Raw genomic sequence first — 26,627 nt, 5'->3', positions numbered from 1 at the left:
TGAGCCTGATATGGATCCACTCACACAAGGGTTACTTGGCGCCAGCGCCGCGCAAAACCTGTCGCCACCGCGGCGCTATGCCGTTGCCGCCGCCACGCTGGGCTTCCTGTCTGGTATGGCGGCAGATCTAGACGTACTGATTCGCTCTCCTCACGACTCGCTGCTGTTTTTGGAATTTCACCGCCAATTCACCCACTCGCTGGTCTTCATTCCCGTGGGCGCCCTACTCTGTGCCGCAGTGCTGAGGCTATTCTTCCGGCGCCGGTGGCCAATGTCCTTCGGCCGCAGCGCACTATTCTGTGGTGCCGGCTACGCCACCCATGCACTCCTCGACGCCTGCACGACCTATGGTACGCAGCTACTCTGGCCATTTAGCGACACCCGCATTGCGTGGAATATCCTGTCGATTATTGACCCCCTATACACCCTGCCCATCGCCGCGCTGGTCGCGCTGGCATGGAAGGGCAATCGCCGCTGGGCTGCGCGCCTGGCTCTGGCCTGGATACTCACCTACCCATTGCTGGGTGTTGTGCAGCGCGAACGCGCAGAGGCCGAGGGCTATCGGCTGGCAGCAAGTCGCGGCCACGAGGTCGAATCACTGGAGGCCAAACCCTCTTTCGCCAACTTAATACTGTGGAAAACGGTGTACCGCAGTCACGACCGCTTTTATGTGGATGCCGTGCGCGTGGCCCGGGATATCCGTATCTACCCCGGCGACTCGATTGCCGCGCTAAATATTCCGAGCGACCTGCCCTGGCTGCCGTCAGTCTCGCGTCAGGCGAATGACGTAAAGCGCTTCGACTGGTTTTCCAAGGGCTATACCGCCCTGCAACCCGGTAATCCAAGCAAGATCATCGATATTCGCTACTCGATACTACCCCACGAACTCGATGCCCTGTGGAGCATCCAACTCTTCCCCGATGAGCCACAACGCGGCGTTGAGTATCAGGCGCACCGAAATAGTCGAGAAAAAACCGCTCTGTTCTGGGCAATGCTTCGCGGTGAAGACCTTCCCTCTGCCCCGGGGCACTCGCTGGCAGCAAGTGGTAATGAAAACGCTGAGGAAAACAAAGCACTGTGACCAAGCTCTCCGTACTCGATCTGGCACCTGTCGCGCAAGGCAGCGATGTCGGTGAAACACTAGCGCGCAGCGTAGAACTGGCCCAGCGCTGCGAATCCCTCGGCTATCAACGCTACTGGATCGCCGAGCATCACAATATGCCCGGTATCGCCTCCGCCGCCACTGCCTTGGTCATTCAGCACGTGGCCGCAGCCACCTCGCGCATTCGGGTAGGCGCGGGCGGTATTATGCTACCCAATCACGCACCGCTTATTATCGCCGAGCAATTCGGCACGTTGGCATCACTGTATCCAGGGCGCATTGACCTCGGTGTGGGCCGCGCGCCCGGCACCGACCCCGCCACGGCTCGTGCGCTGCGACGCAACTTACATGCTGATGTTGAGCAGTTTCCGCAGGATGTTGTCGAGCTGCTTAATTACTTCGACGGCGACCCCCAAGCAATGGTGCGAGCCATTCCCGGTGTCGGGCTGGATATTCCTGTGTGGGTTCTGGGCTCTTCGCTTTTCGGCGCGCAACTCGCTGCGAAACTCGGCCTACCCTACGCCTTTGCCTCGCACTTTGCGCCTGGGCAACTGCAACAGGCTATTGCGCTGTACCGCCAGCAGTTCACACCATCAAAGTACCTCGATGCGCCCTACGCGATGGCCGGTTTCAATGTGTTTGCCGCCCCGGAGCAGTCTGAAGCAGAGTACCTTGCCAGCTCGATGCAGCAAGCCTTCGTCAACCTGCGTCGCGGTACACCTGGCCAATTGCCGCCACCAAAACCCAACTACCTGAATCAGCTCGCCGCCCCTGAGCGCGCGCTGATTCAGTCAGTGATGAATTGCTCCGCAATTGGCGATGCCCAGACTATTGCCCTGCAGACCCGGCAGTTCATTGAGGAAAATAATGTCGATGAGCTGATTATCAGCTGCCAAATGCACAACCACTACGCCAGAGTGCGCAGCTATGAAATACTGGCTAACGCACTCGCCGATTGCGTTTAGCCCCTGGGAATCGCGTAGCTGGCCGATGCATAGGCCACCGGGTGTTCGTCACCCTCAGAGAAAATTTCAACGTCGGCAACCGCAATGCTGCGCCCGCATTTAATTAGCCGACAGTGCGCCAGTAAGTCTTTTCCGGCGGCGGGCTTCTTTAAGAAGTGAATATTGAGGTTGGTCGTCACGGCCAGCGGCACAATGCCGATACGCGACAACACCGCCACATAGACAGCAAGGTCGGCCAGCGCCATCAATGTTGGCCCGGAAACCGTGCCACCCGGGCGCAACGAGCTGTGGTCAACCGCCTGCCGCACCACCGCTCGGCCGTCGCTCAGGTCTTCGATAACTGCGCTGCACTGGGGGAATTCCTGTATCAGAAACTGACTTATTGCTTCCTGACTTGCCATGAATGGACGCTCCTTGGAAATGGGGGCTTAGAGAAAAAACAGCGAGTAGACGACCACAACCCCGATCAGCGCCAGCAATGGCACTTTGCCGCTACGCAGCGCTGCGAACAGCGCAATCGCCATCCCAATGCTGGCCGCCTCTCGAGGCAACTCTAACAGTAAGGGGTCAACCCAGGCCGCGGCCAACATGCCCACCGCCACCGCATTGACGCCGGCCACAGCGGCGCGCACCCGCGGCCGGGCTGCCAGCGTATGCCAGGCCCGCGACAAACCCAGCACCAACAGGAAACCGGGCAAAAAAATTGCCGTACAGGCAGCCAATGCACCAACGAGCGGTTGCGCTGGGCTCAACATCGCCCCCAGGTATGCCGACATAGAAAACATCGGGCCCGGAACGGCCTGCGCCGCCGCATACCCCAAAATAAACTGCTCGCTACTCAACGCGTTACCCACAAAGGCGTTGAGCAGCGGTAGCGCGACGTGACCACCGCCAAAGACCATGCTGCCAACGAGATAGAATTCGCTGAACACGGCGTCGGGAATCAGCGCTGCCACGGCCAACAAGACAACAAATAACAGCAAGGGAATGCGCGCCGGCCGCGCCGAGGGTAGTGGGTCACACTCAATCTTCGGCGATCGAAAATAGGCCACCAGCGCCGCGCCAAGCATTAGCGACAACTGCAAGGCAGGGTGCATCATAAACAGCAGCGCCAGCGCACTTAGCGATGCGGTGGCCCAAAGCCAGGGCCCTGAACAAAATTGTCTGGCCATATTGATTAGCGCATCAGCGACCACCACCAATGCTAATAACTTCATCCCTGCCACAAGGCTCTGCATCCACACCGGTGTCTGCGCTAAGCTGAACACAGCAAGGCCGTACATCAATAGAAACGATGGCAGTGTAAAGCCGATGAAAGCGGCGAAAGCCGCGGGAATGCCGCCGCGCTGAAGGGCTATGGCAAAGCCGAGCTGGCTCGATGCCGGCCCCGGTAGAAATTGACACAGCGCCAGCTGGCGGGCGAAGTCTTCGTCAGTGAGCCACTGGCGCTGCTCAACAAATACTTTGCGGAAGTAGGCGATATGCGCCGTAGGCCCACCAAAGCTGACGCAGCCCAACAGAAGAAAGTGCAGAAAAATCCGCGCGCTCACAGCACACCCTCTCAAAAAAACTCGCGGAGAGTGTACGTGAGCCGGGCGGCAGGGCCTAGCCCCTAGTCTTTATTGCGGAGTTTGATCGGCCGTTTGCTAGGCGCCTTTCCCGAGGCTTTCGCCTTGGCGCCAGACTTGTCGGCTTTGCGCGGTTTTTTGCCCGACGGAGAAGGCCCCTTGCGGTGCTTGCGCACAGGGGTATCCGGCAGCTCTCCGCTGAATCGAGACATGGTCATTGGCTGCCCCGCTACGCGAGGAGACTGCAATGAGCTCAACACATCGTCCGGCATTTCCGCAGGTAGGTCGACGGTGCTGAAGTTGTCGAAGAGCTGGATACGGCCAATATAATCACTATCGATACCCGCTTCGTTCGCGATTGCGCCGACAATGTTGCCCACACCAACGCCGTGCTTGCGGCCCACTTCTATGCGGAAACGCTCCATCCCCGACTCTGGTCCGGCACCGCGAGGGCTGCGGCGCTCAGTGCGCGTGGCCTTGCCACGGGCGGGTTTATCCGCCAGTGCTTTACTGGGTTTCGGGTCGCCTTTAAGCAGCAGGTCTTTATCGCCCTGAGCCAAGCGGGCCAGTGCCGCCGCAACATCCAGGGGGTCGACACTGTGCTCTTCACAAAAACCCTGAAGCATTTCGCGATACAGGTCTTTGTCCCGCCCCGCTTCGAGTGTCGCCAACAATTTTGCCTGAAAACGCTGTATACGCAGGGCATTAATTTCGGCGGCACCGGGCAGGCCCATTTCTTCGATACGCTGACGTGTGGCACGCTCGATTGATTGCAGCATCCGGCGCTCGCGCGGCGCAACAAACAAAATAGCATCGCCGCTGCGCCCCGCCCGACCAGTACGGCCAATGCGATGCACATACGCTTCGGTGTCGTAGGGAATGTCGTAGTTAATCACGTGGCTGATGCGATCGACATCCAAGCCCCGCGCAACCACGTCGGTCGCAACCAAAATATCCAAGCGCGAACCCTTGAGCATTTCAACGGTGCGCTCACGCTGCGCCTGGGCGATATCGCCGTGCAATTCTGCCGCCGCATAACCGCGGCCCTGGAGCTTCTCTGCCAACTCAGTGGTGGCCAGTTTGGTGCGCACGAAAATAATAATGCCGTCGAAGTCTTCTGCTTCCAAGACGCGGCACAGGGCATCAAACTTGCTCGCACCACGCGCCAACCAATAGCGCTGACGAATGCTGACCGCGGTGCTTGTGGCGGTTTTGATCGTTACTTGTTCGGGGTCATTCAGGTAGGTATTGGCAATGCGTCGAACGGCGGCGGGCATTGTCGCCGAGAACAGGGCTATCTGCCGGCTTTCAGGCGTTTGCGACATGATCCATTCGACGTCGTCAATGAAGCCCATACGTAGCATTTCGTCGGCTTCATCGAGCACGAGGTGGGTCAAACCATCCAGCTTGAGCGTACCGCGACGGATATGATCCATAACCCGGCCAGGCGTTCCGACAACAACTTGCACGCCGCGTTTCAATGCATCGAGTTGTTCCCGATAGCCTTGACCACCGTAGATCGACAGCACGCGCAAGCCTTTCAAATGCTTGGCATAGCTTTGGATTGCCTCGGCAACCTGAATGGCCAATTCACGCGTCGGTGCCAAAATCAGCGCTTGTGTGGATTTGCTCTTCACATCCAGCATCGACAGCATGGGTAGTGAAAACGCCGCGGTTTTTCCCGTGCCGGTTTGCGCCTGCCCCAGGACGTCGCGCCCTTCCAGCAACAGCGGAATGGTCGCCGCCTGAATCGCCGAGGGGCGCTCGTAGCCCAGCTCTGAAACTGCCGTTTCCACGGCAGGCAGCAGGCCAAGTTCAGTAAATAAGGGAAGCTCCGCGTCTGCGGTTACAGTGTTGCTCATAATGTGGACCTGATCTGGTGGTCGAGGGTGACGCTCGGTTAAATTCGGCGTCAGACGAACACAGTACCGGCGGGGGCGCAAATTATACGCGTTAGCACCAATAAATGCCCGAGCTAATCGATGCTCATTGCGGTATTTATGCGCAGCCCCTGCCCACTACGACTCAATCGTCTTTTACTATCTCCTTAAGCGCGCTGCGGCAATGCTCAGGAATAACACCCTTCTGCTGGGCGTTATAGTCAAAGTACACGAGCACTGCCGTGCCACTTGCTGTCATTTCACCGCGCTGCCATAGCTCGTGGCTCACGGTGAATGAGGTGTTGCCAACATGACTGACCCAGCTGCGTACCTCTACCGGATACTCGTGGTAGGTTTGCGCAATAAATTCCACGTCAATCTTGCGCAGAATCAGGTTCCATTGATCAAGGCTGAGCTCGGGATTAAAGATCTTAAATATCGGCGTGCGCGCCGTTTCAAACCACTTGGGCACGACAGTGTTGTTGATATGCCCCAGGCCATCGGTTTCGTAGAAGCGAGGCAATAATTCGCAGCGCAGCATTCATGACTCCTTAGTTTATAACGGCTTGCTGTAACCAGTAAGCAAACATACAAACCCAAAGCACCACCGCCATAACTGCTGCAGGAAAGGCCTTCTCTGCTATCTCGCTGCCCTGACGGCGCTGCTCGGCGGCATACAATAGCAGACATGACAACAAAACCTGCAGGGCCAGCAGCAAAGAGGCGCTTTTCCAGGAATACTCAAGCCCCGCAAAACTCATCGGGTGCACAATTACCAGGGCCGCGCTGGCCAGACCCGACACCCCGATGCATTTTGCCACCACTACTGACATCGCCTTCATTAACACTCTCCAAACCCTGGGCCAGGCAACATCCAATACCGACCTCGCCCATCGCCGCCCATACACGCCAAACACCGCAAGAAAACTGGCCGCATTTAGCCACACACATTGCATACGATGCCCACAAAATAGGGGATTCTGCCGAAGAGTGATAGGACAAATAACAAGAAAGGCGCCAACAGCGCGCTGAGAAATGAAAAAAAGGGGGGATACGCATTCGATGGCGGTGCGATGACCACTCAGAAACCGAAGCGCTTACCCTGCGCGCCGTTGCGCTAGCTCGCCGCGCCCTTCAAAGAGCACCTCCAGGTGATGGGCACCGTTGGTAGAGATCACTTTACGAACGACAATATTGCCGAGCCGACCATCGCGCAAACGAATTCGATACTCCCCAGAGCGCAGCAAATCGCCATTCTGGCGCTTGAGGTGCAAGCAGCCGCCCCACTGTGCATAGCCGTCGTCGGCCGAAATATACATGGGCACATTACTCAGCAGCTCTTTACCGCCGTCAAGCACATCGCCGTGGGTCAAATCCATTGACAACCTCCATGCGGATAGGGACTATCTCGTATCGCTTTATAGCAACACTTTTGTTATACCACGGCGGCCCTGACCGACCTATCACTTCCTTATATCAAAGGTTTTTAACGGCCGCCGTTAATATTCACTTTGCTGATCCCAGCAGACGAGCAATTACTCTGGGAAATAGCGGCTAATGGTGTCTACCACACAGGCTGGGCGATCGCCGCCCTCAATCTCAATGGTCACCCGTACCACCGACTGTACGCCGCCCTTCAACTCTTCTGCAGAGAGCAACTCGCCCACCCCGCGCACTCGCGAGCCAACCGGCACCGGCGCCGGGAAACGAATACGCTCGCAGCCGACATTCACGCCCATTGAAATGCCCTGCACATCGATAATTTGTGGCAGGAATAAATTCACCAGTGACAAGGTCAAATAGCCATGGGCAATACACTTGCCAAAAGGCCCATCCTTCGCGCGCTCTGGGTCAGTGTGAATCCACTGATGATCGCCGGTGGCATCGGCAAAAAGGTTGATACGCTGCTGGTCAACCTCCAGCCATTCACTGGCCCCCAAATGTTCACCCACTGCGTCCAACAGGGCCGAGGGTGTGGCAAAAACTCTACTCATAATGACATTCCCATTCTGCAAAACTGTGAAAGCAACACGCACAGTCGTATTCTCATGGCAATCACTTTACCATCGGCTACGCAACACTCGGCATCGTCTATGCGGGTGAAGGCCACGGCGTCGCGACTACTTGCATGAGGGCACATGGGAATCAGTGACTTTTTTTCGAGCAGCACAGCCTGGGTAGTGGCGAACCAGTCAGGGCTGGCAGCCGCTGTGGCTGCGTTTATTGCGCTGCTCGGTATACTCTCGGCCCTGGAAGCCATTCTTAAAACCCGCACCGCTCAGGGTGCGGTGGCATGGGCCATTGTTCTAATTGTTCTCCCCCCGCTCTTTGTGCCGCTCTACTGGATATTCGGCCGGCGCAAATTTCGCGGCTACGCGATCGCCAAACGCGGCGATACACGAGCGATCGAAGACTTGATCCGCGAGCTTGCGCCGCAGCTCTCAAATATCGAGACCTATCCGAGCCGCCAAGACTCGCGGCTGCTCGGTCTCAACCGCCTCAGCACCCTGCCATTCACTCGCGGTAATCACGCTCGCCTGTTGATTGATGGTGAACAGGCCTTCGCGGATATGTTTGCGCATATCCGCGCTGCCAAACACTATGTACTGCTTGAGTTCTACATTCTGCGCAACGACCGTATCGGTAATGAACTGGCAGAGATACTGATAAAAAAAGCCGAAGAAGGCGTGTCGGTTTACTTTATTTACGACGAAATCGGCAGTCTAAAATTGCCGCGCCAATATGTGCAGAGACTTCGCGCTGCCGGCGTACAAATTGTCCCCTTCAATAGCACCAAGGGCGCAGGCAATCGCCTACAGTTGAACTTTCGCAACCACCGAAAAATTGTCATTTGCGATGGTAACTACGCCGCCATTAGCGGTATGAACATTGGCGATGAATACCGTCATCAACACCCCGTCCTTACACCTTGGCGCGATACCGGCCTGGCAATAACAGGGCCAGCGGTGCAAGCCGTACAATTGAGTTTTGTCGAAGACTGGTACTGGGCACAGGAGTCACTACCACCTCTGAACTGGACACCTACACCCTGTGACGCCGCCCCCGGTAACCATAGCGACCAACAAATGTTGATTATTGGCACCGGCCCCGCCGACAGCATTGAAAGCTGCGCATTGTTTTTTGAAACGCTCATTCACCAAGCCCGAGAGCGCCTGTGGATCGTCAGCCCCTACTTTGTTCCCGACACCCCCATTATTCACGCCTTGCAACTGGCCGCGATGCGCGGCGTGGATGTACGCATTATGCTTCCCGAGCAGCCCGACAAACTGATCATCAAATTGTCGTCTTTCTCAGCAATTCGAGAAACCTTGCCCCACGGCGTGCAGTTTTATTACTACCAATGTGGCTTCTTGCATCAAAAAGTCATGCTGGTGGATGATGAGATTTCCGTCGTGGGAACGGCAAACCTGGATAACCGCTCCTTCCGGCTGAACTTTGAAATAAGTGCACTGGTCTATGATCAGGGTTTTGCGGGGGAACTCACTCACATGCTCGAAAATGACTTCAAGCAGTGTCGACAGCTGCTGCCAAGAGAGGTTGCCAGCTGGTCGCTGATCCGCCGCCTGGCTAGCCGCTGCGCCTACTTATTCGCGCCACTGCAGTAAACGCCAGACAATGACGCAACAACCCCACCTTCACGCCTGCCCCGACTGCGATTTGTTGCAAACGCTGCCACGGCTCGAAAGTAAAAAGCGCGCCCACTGCACGCGCTGCAATGCGGTCTTAGCTGAAGCGCCGCCACGCCTGCCACAGCTCAGTTTGGCCGCCGGTTTGTGTGGCCTGATTTTATTCATTCCCGCCACCTGCCTGCCACTTTTACAATTTACCCTGGCCGGGCAAACCGGCAGCAATACCCTTGCAGAAGGCGTACTCAGGCTGTGGCAACAGGACTTCAAACTGCTGTCTCTGATTGTATTACTCTGCTCGCTGTTAGCGCCGCTAATGCACTTACTCCTCAATACCTTTATCGCCCTTTGCCAGCACCTTAACTACTGCCCGCCAAGCTTTTCTCGAAGCATCAAGCTCGGCAACTTTATGCAGGAGTGGAGCATGTTGGAGGTATATGCGATCGGAATTTTAGTGGCCTACGTGAAGATGATGGACGACGGTGAGATACACATTCTCAGCGGAAGCTACTGCCTGGCCGGTTTAATGATCAGCCTTATCCTTTGCGCGCAGAGCTTTAATGCCGAGCAAGCCTGGCAGTTTTGGCAGCGGAGGCAGACATGAACGCAGCAACGGCCAAGCAACACGGGCTCGCCCGCTGCCAGCACTGCGGCTTACTCAGCGCCATGCCTGCGCGCGACCAACATCACCTGGCACGCTGCCCGCGCTGTCATGCCCACCTCTACTTCCGCCGCCATCACAGTCTGCAGCGTTCACTGGCGCTGTGCCTCGCCGCCGCCGTGCTGCTGATACCGGCGAATGTCTTAACCATTATGACGGTTGTCAATCTAGGACAGGGCGTGCCCGACACCATTATGTCGGGGATCATTCGCCTGTGGCAGGCAGATCTGCGAGCGATCGCCGCCGTTGTCTTTATTGCCAGCATCGTTGTGCCAATTATTAAAATCGTTGCACTGCTATTACTGATGATGGTGGTGCAGTTTCGCCTTTCGCTGAGCAAGCAGCAATGCACAGCACTCTACCGTTTTGTGCACCTTATCGGCCGCTGGTCGATGCTGGACCTATTCATGATTTCGATACTGGTTACTGTTGTCAGCCTTGGTAATATCGCCACCGTCGATACCGGCCCCGCCGCCACTGCCTTTGCTGGTGCGGTGGTATTGACCATGCTTGCTGCCAACAGCTTTGACCCGAGACTGATTTGGGATTTGGAACACCATGACAAACACTGAACAAAACTATCCCCAAGCCGAATTAAAAACCAAAAAACGGCTGTCGGCAGTGTGGTTACTTCCTGTGGTGGCCGCAGCCATTGCAATGTGGCTGCTCTACGAGAACCTGAGCAGCAATGCCCTGCAGGTGACCGTACACTTTGACAATGGCAGCGGCATTACCGCTGGCAAAACGCCCGTGGTATACCAAGGAATTACCGTGGGTAGCGTCAGTCAACTTCAACTCGACGACGCACTAAAAGGGGTAAATGCCACGCTGGACCTGCAAACACAGATCGAGCCACTGATTAACGAGAACACCAAGTTCTGGCTGGTTAAACCGCAAATCTCGCTCTCTGGCGTGTCGGGGCTCGACACCCTGGTCGCCGGCAACTACATCAGCTTTCAACCCGGCGACGGTCAAGCGGCGCGCAGTTTTACCGCGCTACTCGAACCCCCGGCCACGCCTCGCAGCGACTCGGGGCTACAAATCACCTTGCACGCCAAAGAGCTGGGCTCGCTATCTGTTGGCGCCCCCGTGCTCTATCAGCAAATCGACGTCGGTGATATTGAGGGTTATACACTGCTTGACGACGGTGTGGAGATTACTGCCCACATCGACCCACGCTACACCCATCTCATTAACCATCGCAGCCGATTTTGGAACCACAGCGGCGTTAAAGTCACAGCGGGGCTGCAAGGCGTCCAGCTTGAAACCGGCTCATTGGCGAGCATTCTTGCGGGCGGTGTGGCCTTCGACAGTCCCGAAGACGGCGACGCTGTCGACAGCGGTCACCGATTTACGCTGCATCAAAACCGCGCGCACGCCGAAGGCGGCAAGCGCATTGTGGTGGCCTTCGACAGCGCCGAGGGCCTGAGCCAGGGTGCGGACCTTCGCCTGCAAGGTATTCGCATCGGCAGCGTCGAGAACTTGCGCTTTAATGAGGCTGGCCCTACCGCCGGTGCCGAGGCCGAGCTGCGCATCAACGCCCCCTATTACGACTACCTCAATGAAAATAGCCAGTTTTGGCTAGTCAGCCCCAAAGTGTCGGGTTCAGGTGTTGAGGGACTCGACACCCTGCTGGGAGGGCCGTATATCGCCGTGAATGTCGACGGCGAAGACGGCGAGCTGCCGGAACGCTATACGGCACTGCGCGACGCCCCCAGCCAGCGGATCAGTGCGCCTGGGATCAGGGTGGTGCTCGAGGCCGACGAACTGGGCTCGGTGAAAATTGGCAGCAAGGTGTATTTTCGCAAGATCGCTGTCGGACAAGTGGAAAGCGTGTCGCTACAGCGCAAAGGCGTTGAAATCGGCGTATTTATTCATCAGCGCTACGCCCACCTATTGCACCGCGAATCGCTGTTCTGGAACGCCAGCGGCATTAGTATCAGCGGTGGCCTCGGTGGCCTCGACGTAAAAACCGAGTCGCTGGCGACCATTGTCAGTGGCGGCATTGCCTTTCACACCCCTGAAGTGGCTCGCCCGCAAGCCGCCTGGGAGGGGCTGCGTTATACCCTGCACGAGGACTACGAAAGCAGCTTTGCCGATAAGGGCAGAGAAATTCGCCTGTACTTCTCCAGCGGCGCCAGTCTAAGCAAGGGAACCGAAATTAAATACGAGGGAATCAAAGTCGGCGAAGTGACCGCCGTTGAGCTGGACCAGAGCATGCAAGGCGTTGTGGTCAGTGCCCGCCTGGCGCCTTCGGCAAAAGCTATCGCCCGCGAAGGTAGCCGCTTTTGGGTGGTGAAGCCGCAACTGGGCTTAGTAGGTACGCGCAATCTCGAAACCCTGGTAACCGGCGCCTATATTAGTGTGCTACCGGGCAGCGGCGGCGTGCTCACAGAGTTTATCGGCTTGGAGCGCGCGCCACCGCTGCGGGCGCCTGCCAAAGGGCTGAATGTAATATTGAGTGCTGATCAGCGCGGCTCACTCAAAGAGGGCGTGAAGGTCTTTTATCGCGACATTCCTGTTGGTGAAGTCTACGGCTTTGAACTGTCTAGCGATGCACGCCGTACCTTAATCCATATTAATATTGAGCCCCGCTACGCCACGCTGGTGCGGCGCAACACCCGCTTTTGGAATTCCAGCGGCGTCGCCATTAATTTTGGCCTATTCAGCGGCACGACCATCCGCAGTAAGTCGGTCGAATCGCTGCTTGAAGGCGGCATCGCCTTCGCTACCCCAGAAGGGCGGGGCGAGGACGGTTTGGCACCCCCGGCAGAAGCCAGCCAGCACTTTCCGCTGCACGCCGACGTGGAACCGAGCTGGTTGCGCTGGGCGCCCGCTATCCCGCTGGGCGACGAATAGTCGCCCAAAGTGTGACAAAGACGCCGCTCTTACCAAGATTTCACACTGTTAGATGGCAGATAAGGCTAGAATAGCGCCCCAATAAACCATCGACTCGCCGGCGGCATTGCCGCCACCGACAAAAAGAGAACGTTGTTTTGCCTAATTTGCCCAAGCAGGCCATTGCCGTCGCGTCAATCATCGGCCTTTCCATTGTCGTTGCCGTGATCCTTTTCGCGCTGCGCCCAGCCCCCGAACAGCAGGACGTTGAGCAGCATTCACTGATCATTGACGTCGCCATTGCGACCAAACAGGCGCTGACGATAAACGTGAGTAGTCAGGGCACCGTGCAGCCGCGCACAGAAACCAGCCTGGTCACCGAAGTATCGGGGCAGGTCATGGACGTTTCTCCCAAGTTCGAAAATGGCGGCTTGGTAGAACAAGGCGAAGTGCTGTTGCGCATTGACGATCGCAATTACCGCGCTGAACTCAAACGCGCTGAGGCCGCCGTGGCCACCGCCCACAGCAACCTGCTCCAGGAAAAAGGGCGCGCGGCAGTCGCGAAGGAAGACCTACGCAAATACCCCCGCCGTCACGCCAGTAAAGAAGCGCGCGCGCTGGCACTTAGGCTGCCGCAGTTAAACGAAGCCAAAGCCAGACTGAACTCCGCACTCGCGGACCGCCGCCAGGCCAAGATCAACCTGGACAGGACGCAAATCAAAGCCCCTTATCGCGGCTTGATTAAAATGCGTCAGGTCGACCTCGGGCAATTTGTTAGTACCGGTACGCCGGTCGGCCAAATGTTCTCCGTTGACACTGCCGAAGTACGGCTACCTGTGCCAACGGACCGGCTCGCTTATCTGGAGCTACCTAATAATAGCCAGGACGACACCTACCCCCGAGTCATTCTGGAGAATGATATTGGCGATCGCTGGCCCGCCGAGGTCGTGCGCAGCGAAGGCGTGCTCGATGAACGCAGCCGCGTGTTATTTGTTGTCGCCCGCGTGAATGACCCCTACCGCTTGGAGAACCCGGGCAAGCCCCTACTCAATGGCAGCTTTGTAAAAGCCGATATAGAGGGCAAAAAAATAGATGGGTTGATCGCCGTTCCTCGGCATATCCTGCGCACCGGCAATCAGCTGTGGGTGGTCGACGACAAGCAGACCCTGCGCAACCGCGATATCAAAGCATTGCGCACAGAAGGCAAGCTGGTCTACGTGTATGAAGGCCTTGAGGAAGGTGATCGGATCTGCCTGTCATCGGTGCCCAGCGCCATCAGCGGCACCCCCGTTAAAGTCAACAGCAGCATGTCGACCGCCGAACTGGTTAAGCCCCAGAGCGAATCAGGCATGGCTACCTTTACCGAGCTTAGCAGCGTCCAATGACTATTCCCGAGCACCTAGACACTCGCCGCGGCATCATTCCGTGGTTCGCACGAAACAGCGTTGCCGCCAACCTGTTGATGATCGTCATCTTGTGCGTGGGGATTGGCTCGGCACTGAATATTCAGCGCACCCTGCAACCCGACTTCGAAATCAACATCATCCGCATCACGGTTCCCTACCCCGGCGCAACGCCGGAGGAAGTTGAAGACGGTGTCATTCTCAAAATTGAGGAAGCGCTGCAGGACATTGATGCGATTGAGAGCATAGAGTCCACTGCCGACGAATCACTGGCAACGATCAGCGCCGACATCTACAAAGACTATGACATCTTGGCCGTGATGGACGAGATCAAAAGCGCGGTAGATGGCATTGTCAGTTTTCCCGAACAGGCTGAGCGCCCCATCGTAAAGCGCTTGGAGTTTCAGAAGCACACCGTCAACGTTGAGCTTTACGGCGACCTGGATGAGCGCAGCCTGAAATCGCTGGGCGAGCAGGTCAAACAGGAGATGCTGCAGGACCCCGACATCGCCTTTGTTCAGATCAACGGCGCCCGCGACTTTGAGATCAGCATCGAAATTCCCGAGCACCGCTTGCTTGAGTACCAGCTGACCCTCAGCGATGTCGCCGATGCCATTCGTCGCTCGTCGCTTGACCTGCCCGGCGGCACCATTAAAACCAGCAACGGCAATATCTCCCTGCGAACCCAAGGCCAGGCGCGCCAGCAGCAGGAGTTTGAACGCCTGGTTGTAAAAAGCTTCCCCGACGGTACCCGCTTAACGCTGGCCGACATTGCGACGATTAACGACGGCTTTGAGGAAGTTGACGGCTTTGCATACTTCGACGGCAAACCCAGCCTCGGCCTGCAAGTCTTCTCAGTAGGTAGCCAGGATTTAATCCGCGTTGCCGAGGCGGTAAGCCGCTATGTCGAAAACAAGCGCGAGCAATTGCCGGAGGGCGTTGAAATTGCGCAGTTTGCCGACATCAGCTACTACCTGAAAGGCCGTATGAGCATGATGCTCGACAACCTCAGTATGGGTGCCTTACTGGTATTTGTGGTGTTGAGTCTGTTCCTGAATATCAAGCTGGCGTTCTGGGTAATGGTCGGCTTGCCGATCTGCTTCCTCGGCACCTTCGCGCTGATGCCAATGGTCGATATCAGCCTGAATATGCTCAGCCTGTTTGGCTTTATTTTGGTACTGGGTATCGTGGTTGATGACGCGATCATCATTGGTGAAAGCGCCTACGCGGAAGCAGAAAAAAGCGGCCACTCCGTCGACACCGTTATTAAAGGTGCCTTGCGCGTAGCCACCCCCGCCACCTTTGGCGTACTCACCACCATTATGGCGTTCTCGCCAACCCTGTTCGCCAGCGGTACCTTCGCGCCGTTCCCGGAGTCCGTCGGTTGGGTTGTTATCCTGTGTCTGGCATTTTCACTGGTGGAGTCGAAGTGGATTCTCCCCGCTCACCTGGCACACAGTTCGCCCGGCACTGGGCCCATTTGGCAAAAGCTCGATCGCATTCCGGCAAAGTCCAATGCAATACTCAGTAATTTTGTCGAAAACACCTACCGGCCTTTTATTAAGCGGGCCATTGCCCAGCGTTATATCACCGGCGCGAGCTTCACCGCCATGCTCATCGTCACAGTGGGGCTGGTTGCCGGCGGAGTGGTGCATTTCGTCATGATCCCCGAGGTGCCTGGCGACTTCGTTCAGGCAAATCTGGAAATGGTTGAAGGCACCCCCGAGGAAGAAACGCGCCGCGCCTTCGAACATATGGACAGCAGCCTCCGCAAGGTCAATGAGGCCTATTCCGCGGCCCATGCCAACGACGACAACCGCGCCCTAATCAGCCACGTTGCCGCCTTTGGTCGCGGCGGACGTCACGTGACGTTTATGGCCGAGCTCACCAAGAATGACATGCGCGATATCGACGGTGCGGAAATTGCGCGGCGCTGGCGCGAAGAAATTGGTGATATCCCCGGCGCCAAGGTGCTGGCAGTGAGTATTGCCGACCAACAGATGGGCCCGTCGATCTCCCTAAAGATCAGCAGCCCCCACCCGGAAGACCTTACCGCTGCCGCAGCACAAGTGGAAAATGCCCTGCGCCGCTATGAGGGCGTCTACGATATTCGCAATGGTGCCAGCGCGCTTCGCGACGAAATTGTCCTGGAAATTCTCCCCGAAGCGGAAACCCTGGGTCTCAGCTCAGCCGCACTAGGACAGCAGATTCGCGATGCCTTCTATGGCGCGGAAGCCCAGCGCGTTCAGCGTGGCAACGACGAAGTGAAGGTGATGGTTCGCTACCCGCGCGATGAGCGTGCGGCGGTGTCCGACCTGCAAAACATGTTTATTCGCTCTGCCGAGGGAGCCTTTGTGCCGCTCTCTAACGTGGCGAAAATCACCATCCAGCCCGCCTACACAACCATGACGCGTATCGACGGCGAGCGCTCGATCAGTGTGACCGCCCAAGCCGATAAGTCTCGTGTTGAGCCGGATAAAGTCACCTCCAGCATCCTTAAAAACCTGCTGCCCAGTTTGCAACAGCGCTACCCCGGTCTGGACATCAAGCTCAGTGGCGAAAGTGAGGAAGTGGGCACGCTGATGGTCAGCCTACTGATCGGCTTTGCCCTCGCCTTGTTTGGCATTTACGGTTTATTGGCGATCCCCCTGCGCTCGTATCTGCAGCCGCTAATCATTATGGGGGTAATCCCGTTTGGCATTATCGGCGCGGTGTTCGGCCACATTGTGACGGACCTGTCCTTCAGTATGATGTCGTTCTTCGGCGTTATCGCGCTATCCGGCGTTGTCGTCAACGACAGCCTGATTATGGTGGACTTCATTAACTCGGCGATCGACCGCGGCGAGCGCCTGATCGACGCCGTTGTCGACTCGGGCTGTCAGCGCTTTAGAGCCATACTGCTGACGTCGCTAACCACCTTCTTTGGTCTGTTACCCATGTTGATGGAAGACAGCTTGCAAGCCCAGTTCGTGATTCCCATGGCGGTGTCACTCGGCTTCGGCATCATCTTCGCTACGGTCATCACATTGATATTAATACCCTGCCTGTATATCGTGCTTGAAGACGTGAAAGTGCTGTTTGGCAGTAAGTCTGCTCGCGAGCTCGAACCGGCGCTGAGCGAGTAGCGCCCCGCGCTCTCGCTCCGTTATTTCACCAGTAATTTACCGACTGACCTGATAAGAACGCCTATGTCCTTTAAACGCATCTCGATCTCAGACGCCGAACAGCTGCTGCGCCAGCCCTCGACACAACTCGCCGACATTCGCGACGAGCAGTCCTACCAGCTGGGGCACATCAAGGGCGCCAGCCATTTGGACAACCACAACCTACAGCAGTTTATTGAAGACGCCGACCCGGACGCGCCGCTGATCATCTACTGCTACCACGGCAATAGCAGCCAGAGCGCCGCACAGTTTTTCGTTGAGAAAGACTTTACCGAGGTCTACAGCATGGACGGCGGGTTTGAAGAATGGCGGCAGCACTACCCCCATCAAAGTGGCGAGTAATAAGGCCTGAAGCCCACGCGGATGCCCGGGCCTTAGGCGTGCTGCCGAAGGATGCGTGTCAGCGTATCAACATGGTGGTCAATGTAGTCATTGGAATCCGGCCGCAGCCCCAACACTCGCTCAGTTATCGGTGCAACGCTGACCAAATACAGCAACGCGCCGGACAGAATGTGCAAAAGGTCCATCGCATCCACTTTTGGCAGTAAACCGTGATGCTGGCCCAGCTCTATCATTGCGCGCCCTTCAATAAAGTCCGTGCCGATAAATTCTTTGACGAGCCAATCCAAGCGCGGTCCCGGCGCAGATGCTTCCTGAAACATTATTTTTACCCACTCGGGGTGAGCAAACGTGAAGTGCAGTATTTTTCGGCACAAGTCACGAATCATTTTTTCCCTGTCGTCGGGCGCACGCTGCAAGGAAATATCTTCAATGTAGCGCGGTAAGGCATTATTTCGCTGCAACCAAACATGCGACACAGCCGCCCGCCAGAGTACGTCTTTATTTTGGAAATGGTATTGAACAAAGGTTTTCTGTTCACCCGCTTTCTCTGCCACCAACGCAAACGACGTCCCGTCAAAACCGAGTTGTCCAAATAACTGCGCGGCTGCCCGGAGTACCCGCTCCCGGCGCTCATTCGTTTTCGGCGCTCCGCTACCGGCCTTCATCGGAATTTAACTTACCCCAATTCATTAGAAAAATGCTTTCAATTTTAGGAAGTTAGCACTGCCCTTGACACAAAGCCAACACTATACGATCGTATAGCAAAAATAAGCTTGACGCCATCACCGGTAGAAGCAACACCACACATAACAATAATGAGCTGAGAAAAACGATGATCACCGACAGCGTGACGACTATTCACTGGCTAAACGATACCGATACAAGCCAAGATGCATTGCTTGCCATGGGCGGTAAAGCCAGCGGCCTCAACCAACTGATGCGCTGGGGGCTTAAGGTGCCCAATGGCTTTGTTATCGTTAATGCGCAATGTGGTAAGCACCCTGAAGCATTGGCCGACTATTACCAGAAGCTCGGTGGCGCTAAGGTCGCCGTTCGATCATCGGCAATGGGAGAAGACGGTGCGGAGAGCTCCTTCGCCGGCCAGTATGAAAGTATCCTCAACGTCGAGGGACTCGACGACCTAAAAGCCGCAATAGACCGCTGCGTCACATCGCTACACAGCCAACGGGCCAGTGCTTACCAAGGCAAGAACAATATTCATGGCGTGCAAATGAACGTTGTTGTGCAAACCATGGTAGATGCCAGCGCCGCCGGCGTGGTATTCACGGTCGACCCGGTATCGGGCCGCCACGACCGGCTTGTCGTGGACGCCGTGGAGGGGCTCGGCGAATCACTCGTCAGCGGGGAAGCGACACCCGATCACTACGAATTTAACCGCAGTGGCCAGCTAAGCTACTCTGAGCTTATCGGCGATACGCCGATACTCTCCGACGCGCTACTCGACGCCCTCGTTGCTCAGGCCAAGCACGCTAGCCAACAGGCCGGTATCCCGCTTGACCTGGAGTGGGCCGCTGACAGCCAGGGCCGCATCTTCTGGCTGCAAGCTCGGCCGATTACCACCATCGGGACTGACCTGAACGAGTTAGATACACCAATCAACGCCACTGACGTTGTCACGCGCTGCAACGTCGGCGAAATGATGCCGGGCGCCGTCTGCCCCCTAACCTTTTCAACCACGGGGCGAAGCATAGAAAATGGCATGCAACACATGCATGTGAGTTATGCCGATCGCAAAGCCGTAACCGATGACTGGACTCAAATAGCAATGAGTCACGGCAAGCTCTTCATCAACCTCAGCGGATCAATCGCTGCCGCTGCCAACGTACTCGGGGTGGACGCAAAATCGATGGGCTACAGCCTGTGCGGTGGAGTGGTGGAAGAGCTTCAAGAGCCCCCCAAGCGTCCCTGGTGGATACGCCTAATCGGCACCGTAAAAATGCTCCGATATCTGCAAAAAGCCGATGACGTCATCGCAAGATTCAGCAAAAAGGCCAACGACTTCGACCTACCAATTTCTGGCAATAGCGTGGAAATCGCTCACGCGCTGGACACGGCCTTGCCCTTCTATTCCGAGGCAATGGCCGTCCACCTCCAATCTTCCACAACCTCAGGAGTGGCCAGCAATATCCTCCAATCCATGATCTCCGGGGGGCAGGAAAGCAACGCGGCAGAACAAGCACAGGCGGCAAACTTAATGGCTGGCGCAAGCGGCGTAGAAAGCGCCATCCTCGTCGAGCAGTTAGATGCCATTGTCGAGAAGATCGCTCAACATGAGCACGACGCTCAGGCTTTCGTCGATGCCTCGCCAACTGACGCTGTCGAGTGGCTAGCCAGCAGCACAATAGTGTCTGACGACTTCAAGGCATTTTTACATCGCCACGGTCACCGTGGCTATCGGGAACTCTGCATGCGAGAAGCCTGCTGGGCAGATGCGCCCGAGACACTGGTCACCACATTGCAGGCCTCGGTAAGCGCGCGCCGTTCAGGCAAGGCGGTGAACCCAAAGCCTCAGGCAGTCGACACTAGCCAACTGAGTCGAGGCGTACGCTGGATATTGCCCAAGGCGCACGCGGCTATTCGCCGACGAGAGGCAACGAAATCACTACTGGTCGACATCGCCAACCGTTTCAAGCGCAGCTACCGGGCGCTAGGTGAGCAACTTCACCGCGAAGGAGAGCTGGACGACGCCGATCAGGTTTTCTTTTTCACCCACGATGAACTCATGAGCGTCGTCCGCTCCGCTGACACAGCGCTGGAGAAAGAAAAAGCCAGCAATCGTCGAACCGCCCTCGCCTTTCAAAATAAACTCGATTTCAATGAAATCTGCGTGGGCCCTCCACAACCACTCGACCGTCGACTGCAGAGCGCGGACAGCGGTGGCGACATTCTCGGGCGGCCGGTTTCCTCTGGCCTGGTCGAGGGCAAGGCCAGGGTGGCGTTTAGCGTTAGCGATGCCGCTGGGCTTCAGCCCGGTGAAATTCTCGTGGCGCCGATCACCGATGTAGGCTGGACCCCGTACTTCAGTTCAATAGCCGGACTCATTACCGACGTGGGAAGCTCAGTCTCCCATGGCGCGGTCATTGCCAGAGAGTACGGCCTGCCGGCAATCGTAAATACCCGCGTTGCCACCCAACGAATAAAAACCGGCGACAGTATCCGCCTCAACGCTGATACCGGCGTGGTATCACTTCTGTAAGTGCGGCCTTGCTGATTGCCACAACCAAACACTACCGAGAGCAGAGCACAATGCTAGATAATAAAACGCTGACGCAATTTGGTATTCAACTCGACGACGAGTTTCCACACCCTTTTAGCAGCGATCACCCTGACTGGAATGAATCGTATTTTTTCGATTGGTATGACGCCAATGGCCGCATTGCCGGGCACTGTCGAGTCGGTTGGCACCCCGTACAACAACGCGTGCTATTTTGGCTATATCTGCTCGATGGTGAAGAATGGTTAGCGATCGAAGAGTATCGCCTCCCCTTCTCGGCGTTGACATTACACAGCGACAAGCAGGTGTTTGCGTATGAGGGCTGGGGCTTAGCATTTAGTTATCAGGCCGGTGAGGCCCTGCAAACCGGAACGCTGAGCGTATCAGGCTTTGCAAGAGTCCTGTCGGGGCAACGCCAAGGCCTGGTGCTACCGGTCGCCGTCCAGCTAACCATGAATGCCCTAGGCCCTGCCCACTCTCGCGGCGGTGGCACCGTTGAAGATCATCAAGCGGAGGGCTTTAGCACCAATCGCTATGAACAGCCAATCGCCGGCGCCTTGACGGTGAGCATCGATAAGCACACACAGGACGTTACCGTTAGGGGCGAACGCGACCACTCATGGGGCCCCCGCCCCTGGGATATGCAGTGGCAGTTTCTGGTCATTAATACGGAGAAATTCAGTTTGCAGTCCACCGTGGTGAATATTCCGGAGTGGCCGGAAATCAAGGTTGGTTACTTCCAGGAAAACGACGGCGAGATGGAAAATCTGGAGGGCGTTGAATTCGACCTCTCTTTTGACGCGACCTCCCCACATCGCTCCGTTGCCGGGCACTTCGACCTCGCCTGCAGTAGTGGTAGGCTGATCAGCGGTCGTATTGAAACGATCTCCGGTGTGGAAATCGATATTACCCACACCTTCTCACCGCCCAAGCGCACCGAGTATCGACGCTCTTTAGTACGCTGCTATATCGACGATGAGGCGCCCGTCATCGGCTGGTTTGAATGCAATCGCGACAGCAATCCAAGTAAATAGAACAAGGTAAAAATAATGAAAATTGACGGCCCCTTTTATGCGCAAATGAGTGGCGCAGCGGCGGAAGCCAAACGCCTGGCAGCAATCGGCTATGACGGCGTGTATTCACTGGAGGGTAGCTGGGATCCGTTCTTCCCTTTAGCGCTCGCCTCAGAGCATGCCCCCGAACTCGATATTGCCACCGGCATTGCCGTGGCCTTCCCCAGAAACCCCTCTCACATTGCCTACCAGGCGTGGGACCTACAAACGTTTTCAAAGGGCAAATTCAGCCTGGGGATCGGCTCACAGATTAAAGCGCACATAGAAAAGCGCTTCGGTATAGACTTCAATCCACCCGCGGCGAGAATGCGAGAGTATATCTTAGCGGTCAAAGCGTTTTTCGACTGTTGGCAACATGGCAACAAACTCGACTTCCAGGGGAAGTATTATCGCCACACATTGATGACGCCGATGTTCAATCCCGGGCCAAATCCTTATGGAATTCCACCAATCATGCTGGGCGCACTGGGACCAAAAATGACCGAAGTCGCCGGCGAGGTTGCCGACGGTTTGATCGTCCACCCCTTCAACAGCATGCCCTTTCTGGAAGAGAAAGCCCTACCTGCCGTGAAAAAGGGCTTAGAGAAATCGGCGCGCTCACTGGATGACTTCACCTTACAGGTTAATGCCATCATCATCACCGGAGAAACCGAAGAGGAATATGTTGCGGCGGAGAATAGCGTGAAGAGCTTGTTGGGGTTCTATGCCTCGACGCCAGCCTATGCCCCGCCGATGGAGGCGGTAGGCCTGGGCGACTTACAGCCGATAATGAATCGCCTCTCCAAGGAAGGCAAATGGGATGAGCTGGGCAGCTATGTGGACGATGATTTTCTCGACGCGTTCTGCACTCGCGGCAAACCTGAAGAGATCGCCGGTTTGCTGAAAAAGAAATATGCTGGCTATGCAGACCGGTTGGCTATTTATGCTCCCTACGCCGCGCCAGATGCTATGTGGGCATCGATTATTCAGGAGCTAAAAACCAGCGCGGAGTAACGGCGTTTCGCTGTTACTCCGGCGCCAATGCAAGAGGGTGTCAATGCCTGTATTTGCGGCTACGGGCTCACACACACCGGACAGTAGGCATACATACCACGCGGGTCGTTCAGCGTGGGGAGCGCTGCGGTCGCAGGCAGCCACTGCTGAATTAACGCAGAGAGAGACTGGGGGAGCAAAGGCGCTGCGACCCCCGAGCTTAGTATCCAGCGCATCAGCTCTTCTTCCGGGCTCATCGGCAAGCGCAATTCGCGGTGTCGGCTGTCACTCAGCCCGGCTAGTTTCGCGGCCGACTGAATGGCTTGTTCTAAGGTGCCCAGCTTATCTACCAAGCCGAGTTCATGAGCATCCATACCACTCCATACTCGCCCTTCGGCAATCGGCTCGACTTGTTCTGGCAGCTTGCCGCGGCCCTCGGCAACCACATTAATAAATCGGCGATAGCCATTATCGATACTGCTTTGAATGGATCTCGCCACAATAGGGTCTAGCGGGCGGTCAACACGCAGCTTACCGGCAACTGCCGATGTGCCGACACCGTCGGTGTTTACACCCAGATCAGCCAGTAATTCCTCAACGGTGGGAAAAGCACCAAAGATGCCAATAGAGCCTGTCAACGTAGCGGGGCTCGCCCAGATCTCATCGGCACCTGCCGCTATCCAGTATCCACCTGATGCCGCCAAGCTGCTCATTGACACCACATAGGGCTTGCCCGCCTGTTGCAGGGCCTCAAGTTCGGCGCGAATAATTTCCGATGCAAAAGCGGAGCCCCCGCCGCTGTCGATGCGCAACACCAGCGCCTTAACACTCTCATCCAGCCGCGCGGTACGAACCAGACGCGCAAGGCTATCGCCGCCAATGCTGCCCGCAGGCCGCTCACCATCCACAATATTGCCGCTCGCAACGATTAACGCCACACCCGCAGTATCGTCGGGTAAGGTTATACCCCGCTTAAAGCGCAGATAGTGCTTGTAATAAACCTGGTTAAAATAGCCATCTTTATCCCAACCGACCTGCTCAGCCATCATTTCGCTGAGCCTTGGCCGACTGACAATACCGTCGACCAAGCCATAATCCAGGGCAGCTTGTGCGGCATCGCCACCACTACCAGCCAGCACGCGATCGATATGGTTCACGTAGTAATTAAAGTCTTTAACAGCAATATTGCGGCGCTCAACGACGCGGTCGCGGTATAGATCCCACAGCGGTTCCAGCCAGCCTCGGTTCGCTTCACGCGCTTCCGGCGACATATCATTGCGAATAAATGGCTCGAGCGCCGACTTGTAGCTTCCCACTTTAAATACGTGGAAGTTCACCTTTAATTTATCAATCGCCTCACTCAGGTAGTTGCGTACCACGGCAAAGCCTTCCAGGCTGACGCCACCCATATTGTGCAGCAGTATTTGGTCAGCCTCGCTCGCCAACAAATACTTGTCCTGATCGTAGTGTCCCGACATCGCGACAATTTGCTTGCCCGACTCGCGAAAACGCCGCAGTGCAGCTGACAATTCCAATGAGCGGGCCATACCGATGTGCTGCATATCATCAAGCAATAACAACAGTACCTGGATGCTGCTGTCCTCGCGGGCGTAATCCACACTATCGATCAGGTCTTGCAACAGGGTTTCTATCGGCAGACCACTGCCGCTGATTTGCGTGAATGCGTCAACGGCGGTGTATTGCTCAACCACCACCCCCTCAGGAGCCAGTACCAGAACGCCACCGTTTGGCACTTCAACACGGAAGGCATTCACAATATTGAACAGCAGCAAGCCGATAAACAACAAGAAGAACAGGTTTAAGGTCCAGCGGCGCACACCGTCCAGCACATTGCCCAAACGGCTAAAAAAACCGCGCTTATTTGCATCGCTCATACTGTATCCTTACTCCTCATACTTCTTGTGCGGCGCGCATCGCCTGCGCATGCCAGCGAATAAACGCCGTCGCGCTGCAGAACAAAATGACTACCAGCGCCAGCTCAATATAATTGATCCAAATAACAAAGGGCGACATGGCCTCGGTAACTGCCGAGGCAAAATACAACAGGCTTACAAAACACATCCAGGCAATGCCTTTGAGCTGCTGGCGAAAAACCGGCAGCACAAAAATCAGCAGTGGCAACACGCGAATCAGCCAGATGGTAACGCTGGGCTGGCGTCCTTCTTGCACCCACACCCACGTACTCAAACTCAATGAAATTAACAAACCGACGTAGGAAAACTTCATCAAAGCCGCCGTGACGGCCGCGCGCTTTTCCAAACTTGTCATACCTGAAGTTTCCTTATGTAGAATTAATCAGCCAGTCGCTGAGCCAGTAACGCAAGACGCTTGCCCAGAGCAGTCGCCAACCCCAACTCGGTGGCATCGACTTCGCGCCCGTCACTGCCGGCAACGTGGCTTGCTCCGTAGGGCGTCCCACCTGTGGTTGTTGTGCTCAGCGAGGACTCGCTGTAAGGCAAACCGGCGATCACCATACCGTGGTGCAGTAGTGGCAACATCATCGAGGTTAGCGTCGTCTCCTGACCGCCATGCAGACTGGCGCTGGATGTAAAGACCGCAGCGGGCTTCCCTATCAGAGCCCCACTCATCCACAGCGCCGAGCTACCATCTATAAAGTACTTCAGCGGCGCCGCCATATTGCCAAAGCGCGTAGGGCTGCCCATTGCCAGGCCCGCGCAATCGCGTAAATCTTCCTGACTGGCGTAGAGGTGCCCCTCATCCGGAATATCCTCTTCGACCGCCTCACACACGGTGGAAATCGCGGGCACCGTGCGCAGCCGCGCGGCCATACCCGCCTGCTCCACACCACGCGCTATCTGCTCGGCCAAGCGCCGGGTTGTGCCGTGACGGCTGTAGTACAGCACCAAAATGTAGGGGCCATCTGTCATTGAAGATTCCTTAATCGATCAAAGCCAGTACGTTCTCAGGTGGACGCCCGAGCACCGCCTGATCGCCTTTTACGACAATCGGCCGTTCAATCAGTTTCGGCGCTTCAACCATCGCCTGAATTAAGACCTCATCACTGAGACTGTCATCCGCCAAGCCGCGCTCCTTGTATTCTGCCTCGCCCTTGCGCAACAATTGCCGCGGAGAAATACCCAGCTTCGCCAGCAAGTCTCGCAGCGTATCCGCACTCGGGCTGTCTTCTAAATACAGGACGACCTCTGGTGTTATCCCATTGTCTTCAAGCAACTGCTTGGTTTGACGTGACTTGGAACAGCGAGGATTGTGGTACAGGGTGTAAACAGACATGGCTCATCCAGCGTAGTAAACGATGAGCGACATTATACACAGCGCATTGCTGGCCACCATTTGGAATAGGAAATGATACAACTGCGATCAATCTTGCTACTGCTTACCTGCTCTTTATTAATCGCCTGCAGCCGCAGCGAAACCAGCGCAGCGGGCTTGCCAGATACCGGCAACTGGGTACTGATTAATTATTGGGCGACATGGTGCGGCCCCTGTCGCGATGAAATTCCCGAACTCAATAAACTTGATGCCGAACACAGCGACATCGACGTTTACGGCGCAAACTACGACCGCCTGCAGGGCCCGGCGCTAGACGAGGCCATTACCGAGTTGGATATTCAATTTGAAAGTATGCTCGCCGACCCTGCCCAATTGCTCGGGCAAGAACGCCCCAAAGTATTACCGACCACCTATATCCTCAGCCCACAAGGTGAACTGCACAGTGTACTCACGGGGCCACAAACGGAAGCCAGTTTGCTCAAGGCTTTAGGCCGCCAGTAAACC

General features: G+C 56.3%; 25 protein-coding genes. 13 read left to right on the top strand and 12 right to left on the bottom strand.

The annotated features are described in order from the left end of the window. The first annotated feature begins 10 nt into the window (after positions 1–10). Positions 11–1,081, top strand: a complete 1,071-nt coding sequence (locus tag HNR64_RS12900; RefSeq protein WP_204996859.1) for a metal-dependent hydrolase — start codon at positions 11–13, stop codon at positions 1,079–1,081. After that, entirely contained in the window at positions 1,078–2,067 is a 990-nt protein-coding gene (locus tag HNR64_RS12895) for an MsnO8 family LLM class oxidoreductase (RefSeq protein WP_204996858.1), read from the top strand. The genes HNR64_RS12900 and HNR64_RS12895 overlap by 4 nt, the downstream gene beginning before the upstream one ends. Here HNR64_RS12895 and HNR64_RS12890 read toward each other — a convergent pair. From HNR64_RS12890 to HNR64_RS12860, 7 genes are all read right to left on the bottom strand, one after another. Then, positions 2,064–2,468: a PaaI family thioesterase gene (locus HNR64_RS12890; RefSeq protein ID WP_204996857.1), complete on the bottom strand. Its 405-nt coding sequence runs from the start codon at positions 2,466–2,468 to the stop codon at positions 2,064–2,066. The genes HNR64_RS12895 and HNR64_RS12890 overlap by 4 nt on opposite strands. 27 nt (positions 2,469–2,495) lie before the next feature. After that, a complete protein-coding gene (gene chrA, locus HNR64_RS12885) occupies positions 2,496–3,617 on the bottom strand; it encodes a chromate efflux transporter (RefSeq protein ID WP_204996856.1) in 1,122 nt (373 codons plus the stop codon). A gap of 62 nt (positions 3,618–3,679) precedes the next feature. Further along, entirely contained in the window at positions 3,680–5,497 is a 1,818-nt protein-coding gene (locus HNR64_RS12880) for a DEAD/DEAH box helicase (RefSeq protein ID WP_204996855.1), read from the bottom strand. A gap of 163 nt (positions 5,498–5,660) precedes the next feature. After that, positions 5,661–6,056 carry an acyl-CoA thioesterase gene (locus tag HNR64_RS12875; protein ID WP_204996854.1) on the bottom strand — a complete coding sequence of 132 codons (396 nt, stop codon included), beginning with the start codon at positions 6,054–6,056 and terminating at the stop codon, positions 5,661–5,663. A 10-nt stretch (positions 6,057–6,066) separates the two neighbouring features. Further along, a complete protein-coding gene (locus HNR64_RS12870) occupies positions 6,067–6,357 on the bottom strand; it encodes a hypothetical protein (protein ID WP_204996853.1) in 291 nt (96 codons plus the stop codon). Between the two features lie 255 nt (positions 6,358–6,612). Beyond that, positions 6,613–6,894 (bottom strand): hypothetical protein, encoded by a 282-nt coding sequence (locus tag HNR64_RS12865; RefSeq protein ID WP_204996852.1) that lies wholly within the window; start codon positions 6,892–6,894, stop codon positions 6,613–6,615. 156 nt (positions 6,895–7,050) lie between these two features. Continuing rightward, entirely contained in the window at positions 7,051–7,509 is a 459-nt protein-coding gene (locus HNR64_RS12860) for a MaoC family dehydratase (protein ID WP_204996851.1), read from the bottom strand. Positions 7,510–7,653: 144 nt separating this feature from the next. Between HNR64_RS12860 and cls the strand changes: the two genes are divergently transcribed. The 7 genes from cls (at position 7,654) to glpE (ending at position 17,570) form a co-directional block, all read left to right on the top strand. Beyond that, positions 7,654–9,141, top strand: coding sequence for a cardiolipin synthase (cls, locus tag HNR64_RS12855; RefSeq protein ID WP_204996850.1), 1,488 nt, complete (start codon positions 7,654–7,656; stop codon positions 9,139–9,141). Between the two features lie 10 nt (positions 9,142–9,151). Next, complete coding sequence (locus HNR64_RS12850; RefSeq protein WP_204996849.1) at positions 9,152–9,766, top strand: paraquat-inducible protein A; 615 nt, start codon at positions 9,152–9,154, stop codon at positions 9,764–9,766. Then, the gene (locus HNR64_RS12845; protein ID WP_036255498.1) at positions 9,763–10,395 is read left to right on the top strand and encodes a paraquat-inducible protein A; all 633 of its coding nucleotides are present in this window, start codon (positions 9,763–9,765) and stop codon (positions 10,393–10,395) included. Before HNR64_RS12850 ends, HNR64_RS12845 begins: the two co-directional genes overlap by 4 nt. Continuing rightward, positions 10,382–12,682, top strand: coding sequence for a PqiB family protein (locus HNR64_RS12840; protein ID WP_204996848.1), 2,301 nt, complete (start codon positions 10,382–10,384; stop codon positions 12,680–12,682). Before HNR64_RS12845 ends, HNR64_RS12840 begins: the two co-directional genes overlap by 14 nt. 137 nt (positions 12,683–12,819) lie before the next feature. Then, entirely contained in the window at positions 12,820–14,046 is a 1,227-nt protein-coding gene (locus HNR64_RS12835; RefSeq protein WP_204996847.1) for an efflux RND transporter periplasmic adaptor subunit, read from the top strand. Beyond that, entirely contained in the window at positions 14,043–17,189 is a 3,147-nt protein-coding gene (locus HNR64_RS12830; protein ID WP_204996846.1) for an efflux RND transporter permease subunit, read from the top strand. Before HNR64_RS12835 ends, HNR64_RS12830 begins: the two co-directional genes overlap by 4 nt. A gap of 63 nt (positions 17,190–17,252) precedes the next feature. Beyond that, entirely contained in the window at positions 17,253–17,570 is a 318-nt protein-coding gene (gene glpE, locus HNR64_RS12825) for a thiosulfate sulfurtransferase GlpE (RefSeq protein ID WP_204996845.1), read from the top strand. Between the two features lie 32 nt (positions 17,571–17,602). Here glpE and HNR64_RS12820 read toward each other — a convergent pair whose 3' ends face one another. Then, positions 17,603–18,235 (bottom strand): TetR/AcrR family transcriptional regulator, encoded by a 633-nt coding sequence (locus HNR64_RS12820; RefSeq protein WP_204996844.1) that lies wholly within the window; start codon positions 18,233–18,235, stop codon positions 17,603–17,605. 167 nt (positions 18,236–18,402) lie between these two features. On the opposite strand from HNR64_RS12820, the gene HNR64_RS12815 reads away from it, so the two are divergent. The 3 genes from HNR64_RS12815 to HNR64_RS12805 are packed head-to-tail and all read left to right on the top strand — an operon-like array spanning position 18,403 to position 22,871. Further along, positions 18,403–20,787: a PEP/pyruvate-binding domain-containing protein gene (locus tag HNR64_RS12815; protein ID WP_204996843.1), complete on the top strand. Its 2,385-nt coding sequence runs from the start codon at positions 18,403–18,405 to the stop codon at positions 20,785–20,787. A gap of 50 nt (positions 20,788–20,837) precedes the next feature. Beyond that, the gene (locus tag HNR64_RS12810; protein ID WP_204996842.1) at positions 20,838–21,839 is read left to right on the top strand and encodes a DUF7064 domain-containing protein; all 1,002 of its coding nucleotides are present in this window, start codon (positions 20,838–20,840) and stop codon (positions 21,837–21,839) included. A 15-nt stretch (positions 21,840–21,854) separates the two neighbouring features. Next, on the top strand, positions 21,855–22,871 hold the full coding sequence (locus HNR64_RS12805) for a TIGR03617 family F420-dependent LLM class oxidoreductase (RefSeq protein ID WP_204996841.1): 1,017 nt from the start codon (positions 21,855–21,857) through the stop codon (positions 22,869–22,871). A 59-nt stretch (positions 22,872–22,930) separates the two neighbouring features. Here HNR64_RS12805 and sppA read toward each other — a convergent pair whose 3' ends face one another. The 4 genes from sppA to arsC are packed head-to-tail and all read right to left on the bottom strand — an operon-like array spanning position 22,931 to position 26,123. Continuing rightward, a complete protein-coding gene (sppA, locus tag HNR64_RS12800; RefSeq protein WP_204996840.1) occupies positions 22,931–24,745 on the bottom strand; it encodes a signal peptide peptidase SppA in 1,815 nt (604 codons plus the stop codon). A 16-nt stretch (positions 24,746–24,761) separates the two neighbouring features. Continuing rightward, positions 24,762–25,139, bottom strand: a complete 378-nt coding sequence (locus HNR64_RS12795) for a DUF2069 domain-containing protein (RefSeq protein WP_204996839.1) — start codon at positions 25,137–25,139, stop codon at positions 24,762–24,764. 23 nt (positions 25,140–25,162) lie between these two features. Next, on the bottom strand, positions 25,163–25,759 hold the full coding sequence (wrbA, locus tag HNR64_RS12790) for an NAD(P)H:quinone oxidoreductase (protein ID WP_204996838.1): 597 nt from the start codon (positions 25,757–25,759) through the stop codon (positions 25,163–25,165). Between the two features lie 10 nt (positions 25,760–25,769). Then, the gene (gene arsC / locus HNR64_RS12785; protein ID WP_204996837.1) at positions 25,770–26,123 is read right to left on the bottom strand and encodes an arsenate reductase (glutaredoxin); all 354 of its coding nucleotides are present in this window, start codon (positions 26,121–26,123) and stop codon (positions 25,770–25,772) included. A gap of 72 nt (positions 26,124–26,195) precedes the next feature. Here arsC and HNR64_RS12780 point away from each other — a divergent pair, with 72 nt between their 5' ends. After that, positions 26,196–26,624 carry a TlpA family protein disulfide reductase gene (locus HNR64_RS12780; protein ID WP_204996836.1) on the top strand — a complete coding sequence of 143 codons (429 nt, stop codon included), beginning with the start codon at positions 26,196–26,198 and terminating at the stop codon, positions 26,622–26,624. The last annotated feature ends 3 nt before the right edge of the window (positions 26,625–26,627 follow it).

Source organism: Spongiibacter marinus, assembly GCF_016906995.1.
Taxonomy (GTDB): domain Bacteria; phylum Pseudomonadota; class Gammaproteobacteria; order Pseudomonadales; family Spongiibacteraceae; genus Spongiibacter; species Spongiibacter marinus.
This window is presented reverse-complemented; position numbering and strand designations above follow the sequence as displayed.

What these genes read in the sequence shown, in the direction of transcription:
- arsC (WP_204996837.1), bottom strand. Translation starts at nt 26,123, where the DNA reads ATGTCTGTTTACACCCTGTACCACAATCCTCGCTGTTCCAAGTCACGT.
- HNR64_RS12845 (WP_036255498.1), top strand. Translation starts at nt 9,763, where the DNA reads ATGAACGCAGCAACGGCCAAGCAACACGGGCTCGCCCGCTGCCAGCAC.
- HNR64_RS12900 (WP_204996859.1), top strand. Translation starts at nt 11, where the DNA reads ATGGATCCACTCACACAAGGGTTACTTGGCGCCAGCGCCGCGCAAAAC.
- glpE (WP_204996845.1), top strand. Translation starts at nt 17,253, where the DNA reads ATGTCCTTTAAACGCATCTCGATCTCAGACGCCGAACAGCTGCTGCGC.
- HNR64_RS12840 (WP_204996848.1), top strand. Translation starts at nt 10,382, where the DNA reads ATGACAAACACTGAACAAAACTATCCCCAAGCCGAATTAAAAACCAAA.
- HNR64_RS12850 (WP_204996849.1), top strand. Translation starts at nt 9,152, where the DNA reads ATGACGCAACAACCCCACCTTCACGCCTGCCCCGACTGCGATTTGTTG.
- HNR64_RS12805 (WP_204996841.1), top strand. Translation starts at nt 21,855, where the DNA reads ATGAAAATTGACGGCCCCTTTTATGCGCAAATGAGTGGCGCAGCGGCG.
- cls (WP_204996850.1), top strand. Translation starts at nt 7,654, where the DNA reads ATGGGAATCAGTGACTTTTTTTCGAGCAGCACAGCCTGGGTAGTGGCG.
- HNR64_RS12795 (WP_204996839.1), bottom strand. Translation starts at nt 25,139, where the DNA reads ATGACAAGTTTGGAAAAGCGCGCGGCCGTCACGGCGGCTTTGATGAAG.
- HNR64_RS12870 (WP_204996853.1), bottom strand. Translation starts at nt 6,357, where the DNA reads ATGAAGGCGATGTCAGTAGTGGTGGCAAAATGCATCGGGGTGTCGGGT.
- HNR64_RS12820 (WP_204996844.1), bottom strand. Translation starts at nt 18,235, where the DNA reads ATGAAGGCCGGTAGCGGAGCGCCGAAAACGAATGAGCGCCGGGAGCGG.
- HNR64_RS12810 (WP_204996842.1), top strand. Translation starts at nt 20,838, where the DNA reads ATGCTAGATAATAAAACGCTGACGCAATTTGGTATTCAACTCGACGAC.
- HNR64_RS12875 (WP_204996854.1), bottom strand. Translation starts at nt 6,056, where the DNA reads ATGCTGCGCTGCGAATTATTGCCTCGCTTCTACGAAACCGATGGCCTG.
- HNR64_RS12780 (WP_204996836.1), top strand. Translation starts at nt 26,196, where the DNA reads ATGATACAACTGCGATCAATCTTGCTACTGCTTACCTGCTCTTTATTA.
- sppA (WP_204996840.1), bottom strand. Translation starts at nt 24,745, where the DNA reads ATGAGCGATGCAAATAAGCGCGGTTTTTTTAGCCGTTTGGGCAATGTG.
- HNR64_RS12815 (WP_204996843.1), top strand. Translation starts at nt 18,403, where the DNA reads ATGATCACCGACAGCGTGACGACTATTCACTGGCTAAACGATACCGAT.
- HNR64_RS12880 (WP_204996855.1), bottom strand. Translation starts at nt 5,497, where the DNA reads ATGAGCAACACTGTAACCGCAGACGCGGAGCTTCCCTTATTTACTGAA.
- HNR64_RS12830 (WP_204996846.1), top strand. Translation starts at nt 14,043, where the DNA reads ATGACTATTCCCGAGCACCTAGACACTCGCCGCGGCATCATTCCGTGG.
- HNR64_RS12860 (WP_204996851.1), bottom strand. Translation starts at nt 7,509, where the DNA reads ATGAGTAGAGTTTTTGCCACACCCTCGGCCCTGTTGGACGCAGTGGGT.
- HNR64_RS12890 (WP_204996857.1), bottom strand. Translation starts at nt 2,468, where the DNA reads ATGGCAAGTCAGGAAGCAATAAGTCAGTTTCTGATACAGGAATTCCCC.
- HNR64_RS12865 (WP_204996852.1), bottom strand. Translation starts at nt 6,894, where the DNA reads ATGGATTTGACCCACGGCGATGTGCTTGACGGCGGTAAAGAGCTGCTG.
- wrbA (WP_204996838.1), bottom strand. Translation starts at nt 25,759, where the DNA reads ATGACAGATGGCCCCTACATTTTGGTGCTGTACTACAGCCGTCACGGC.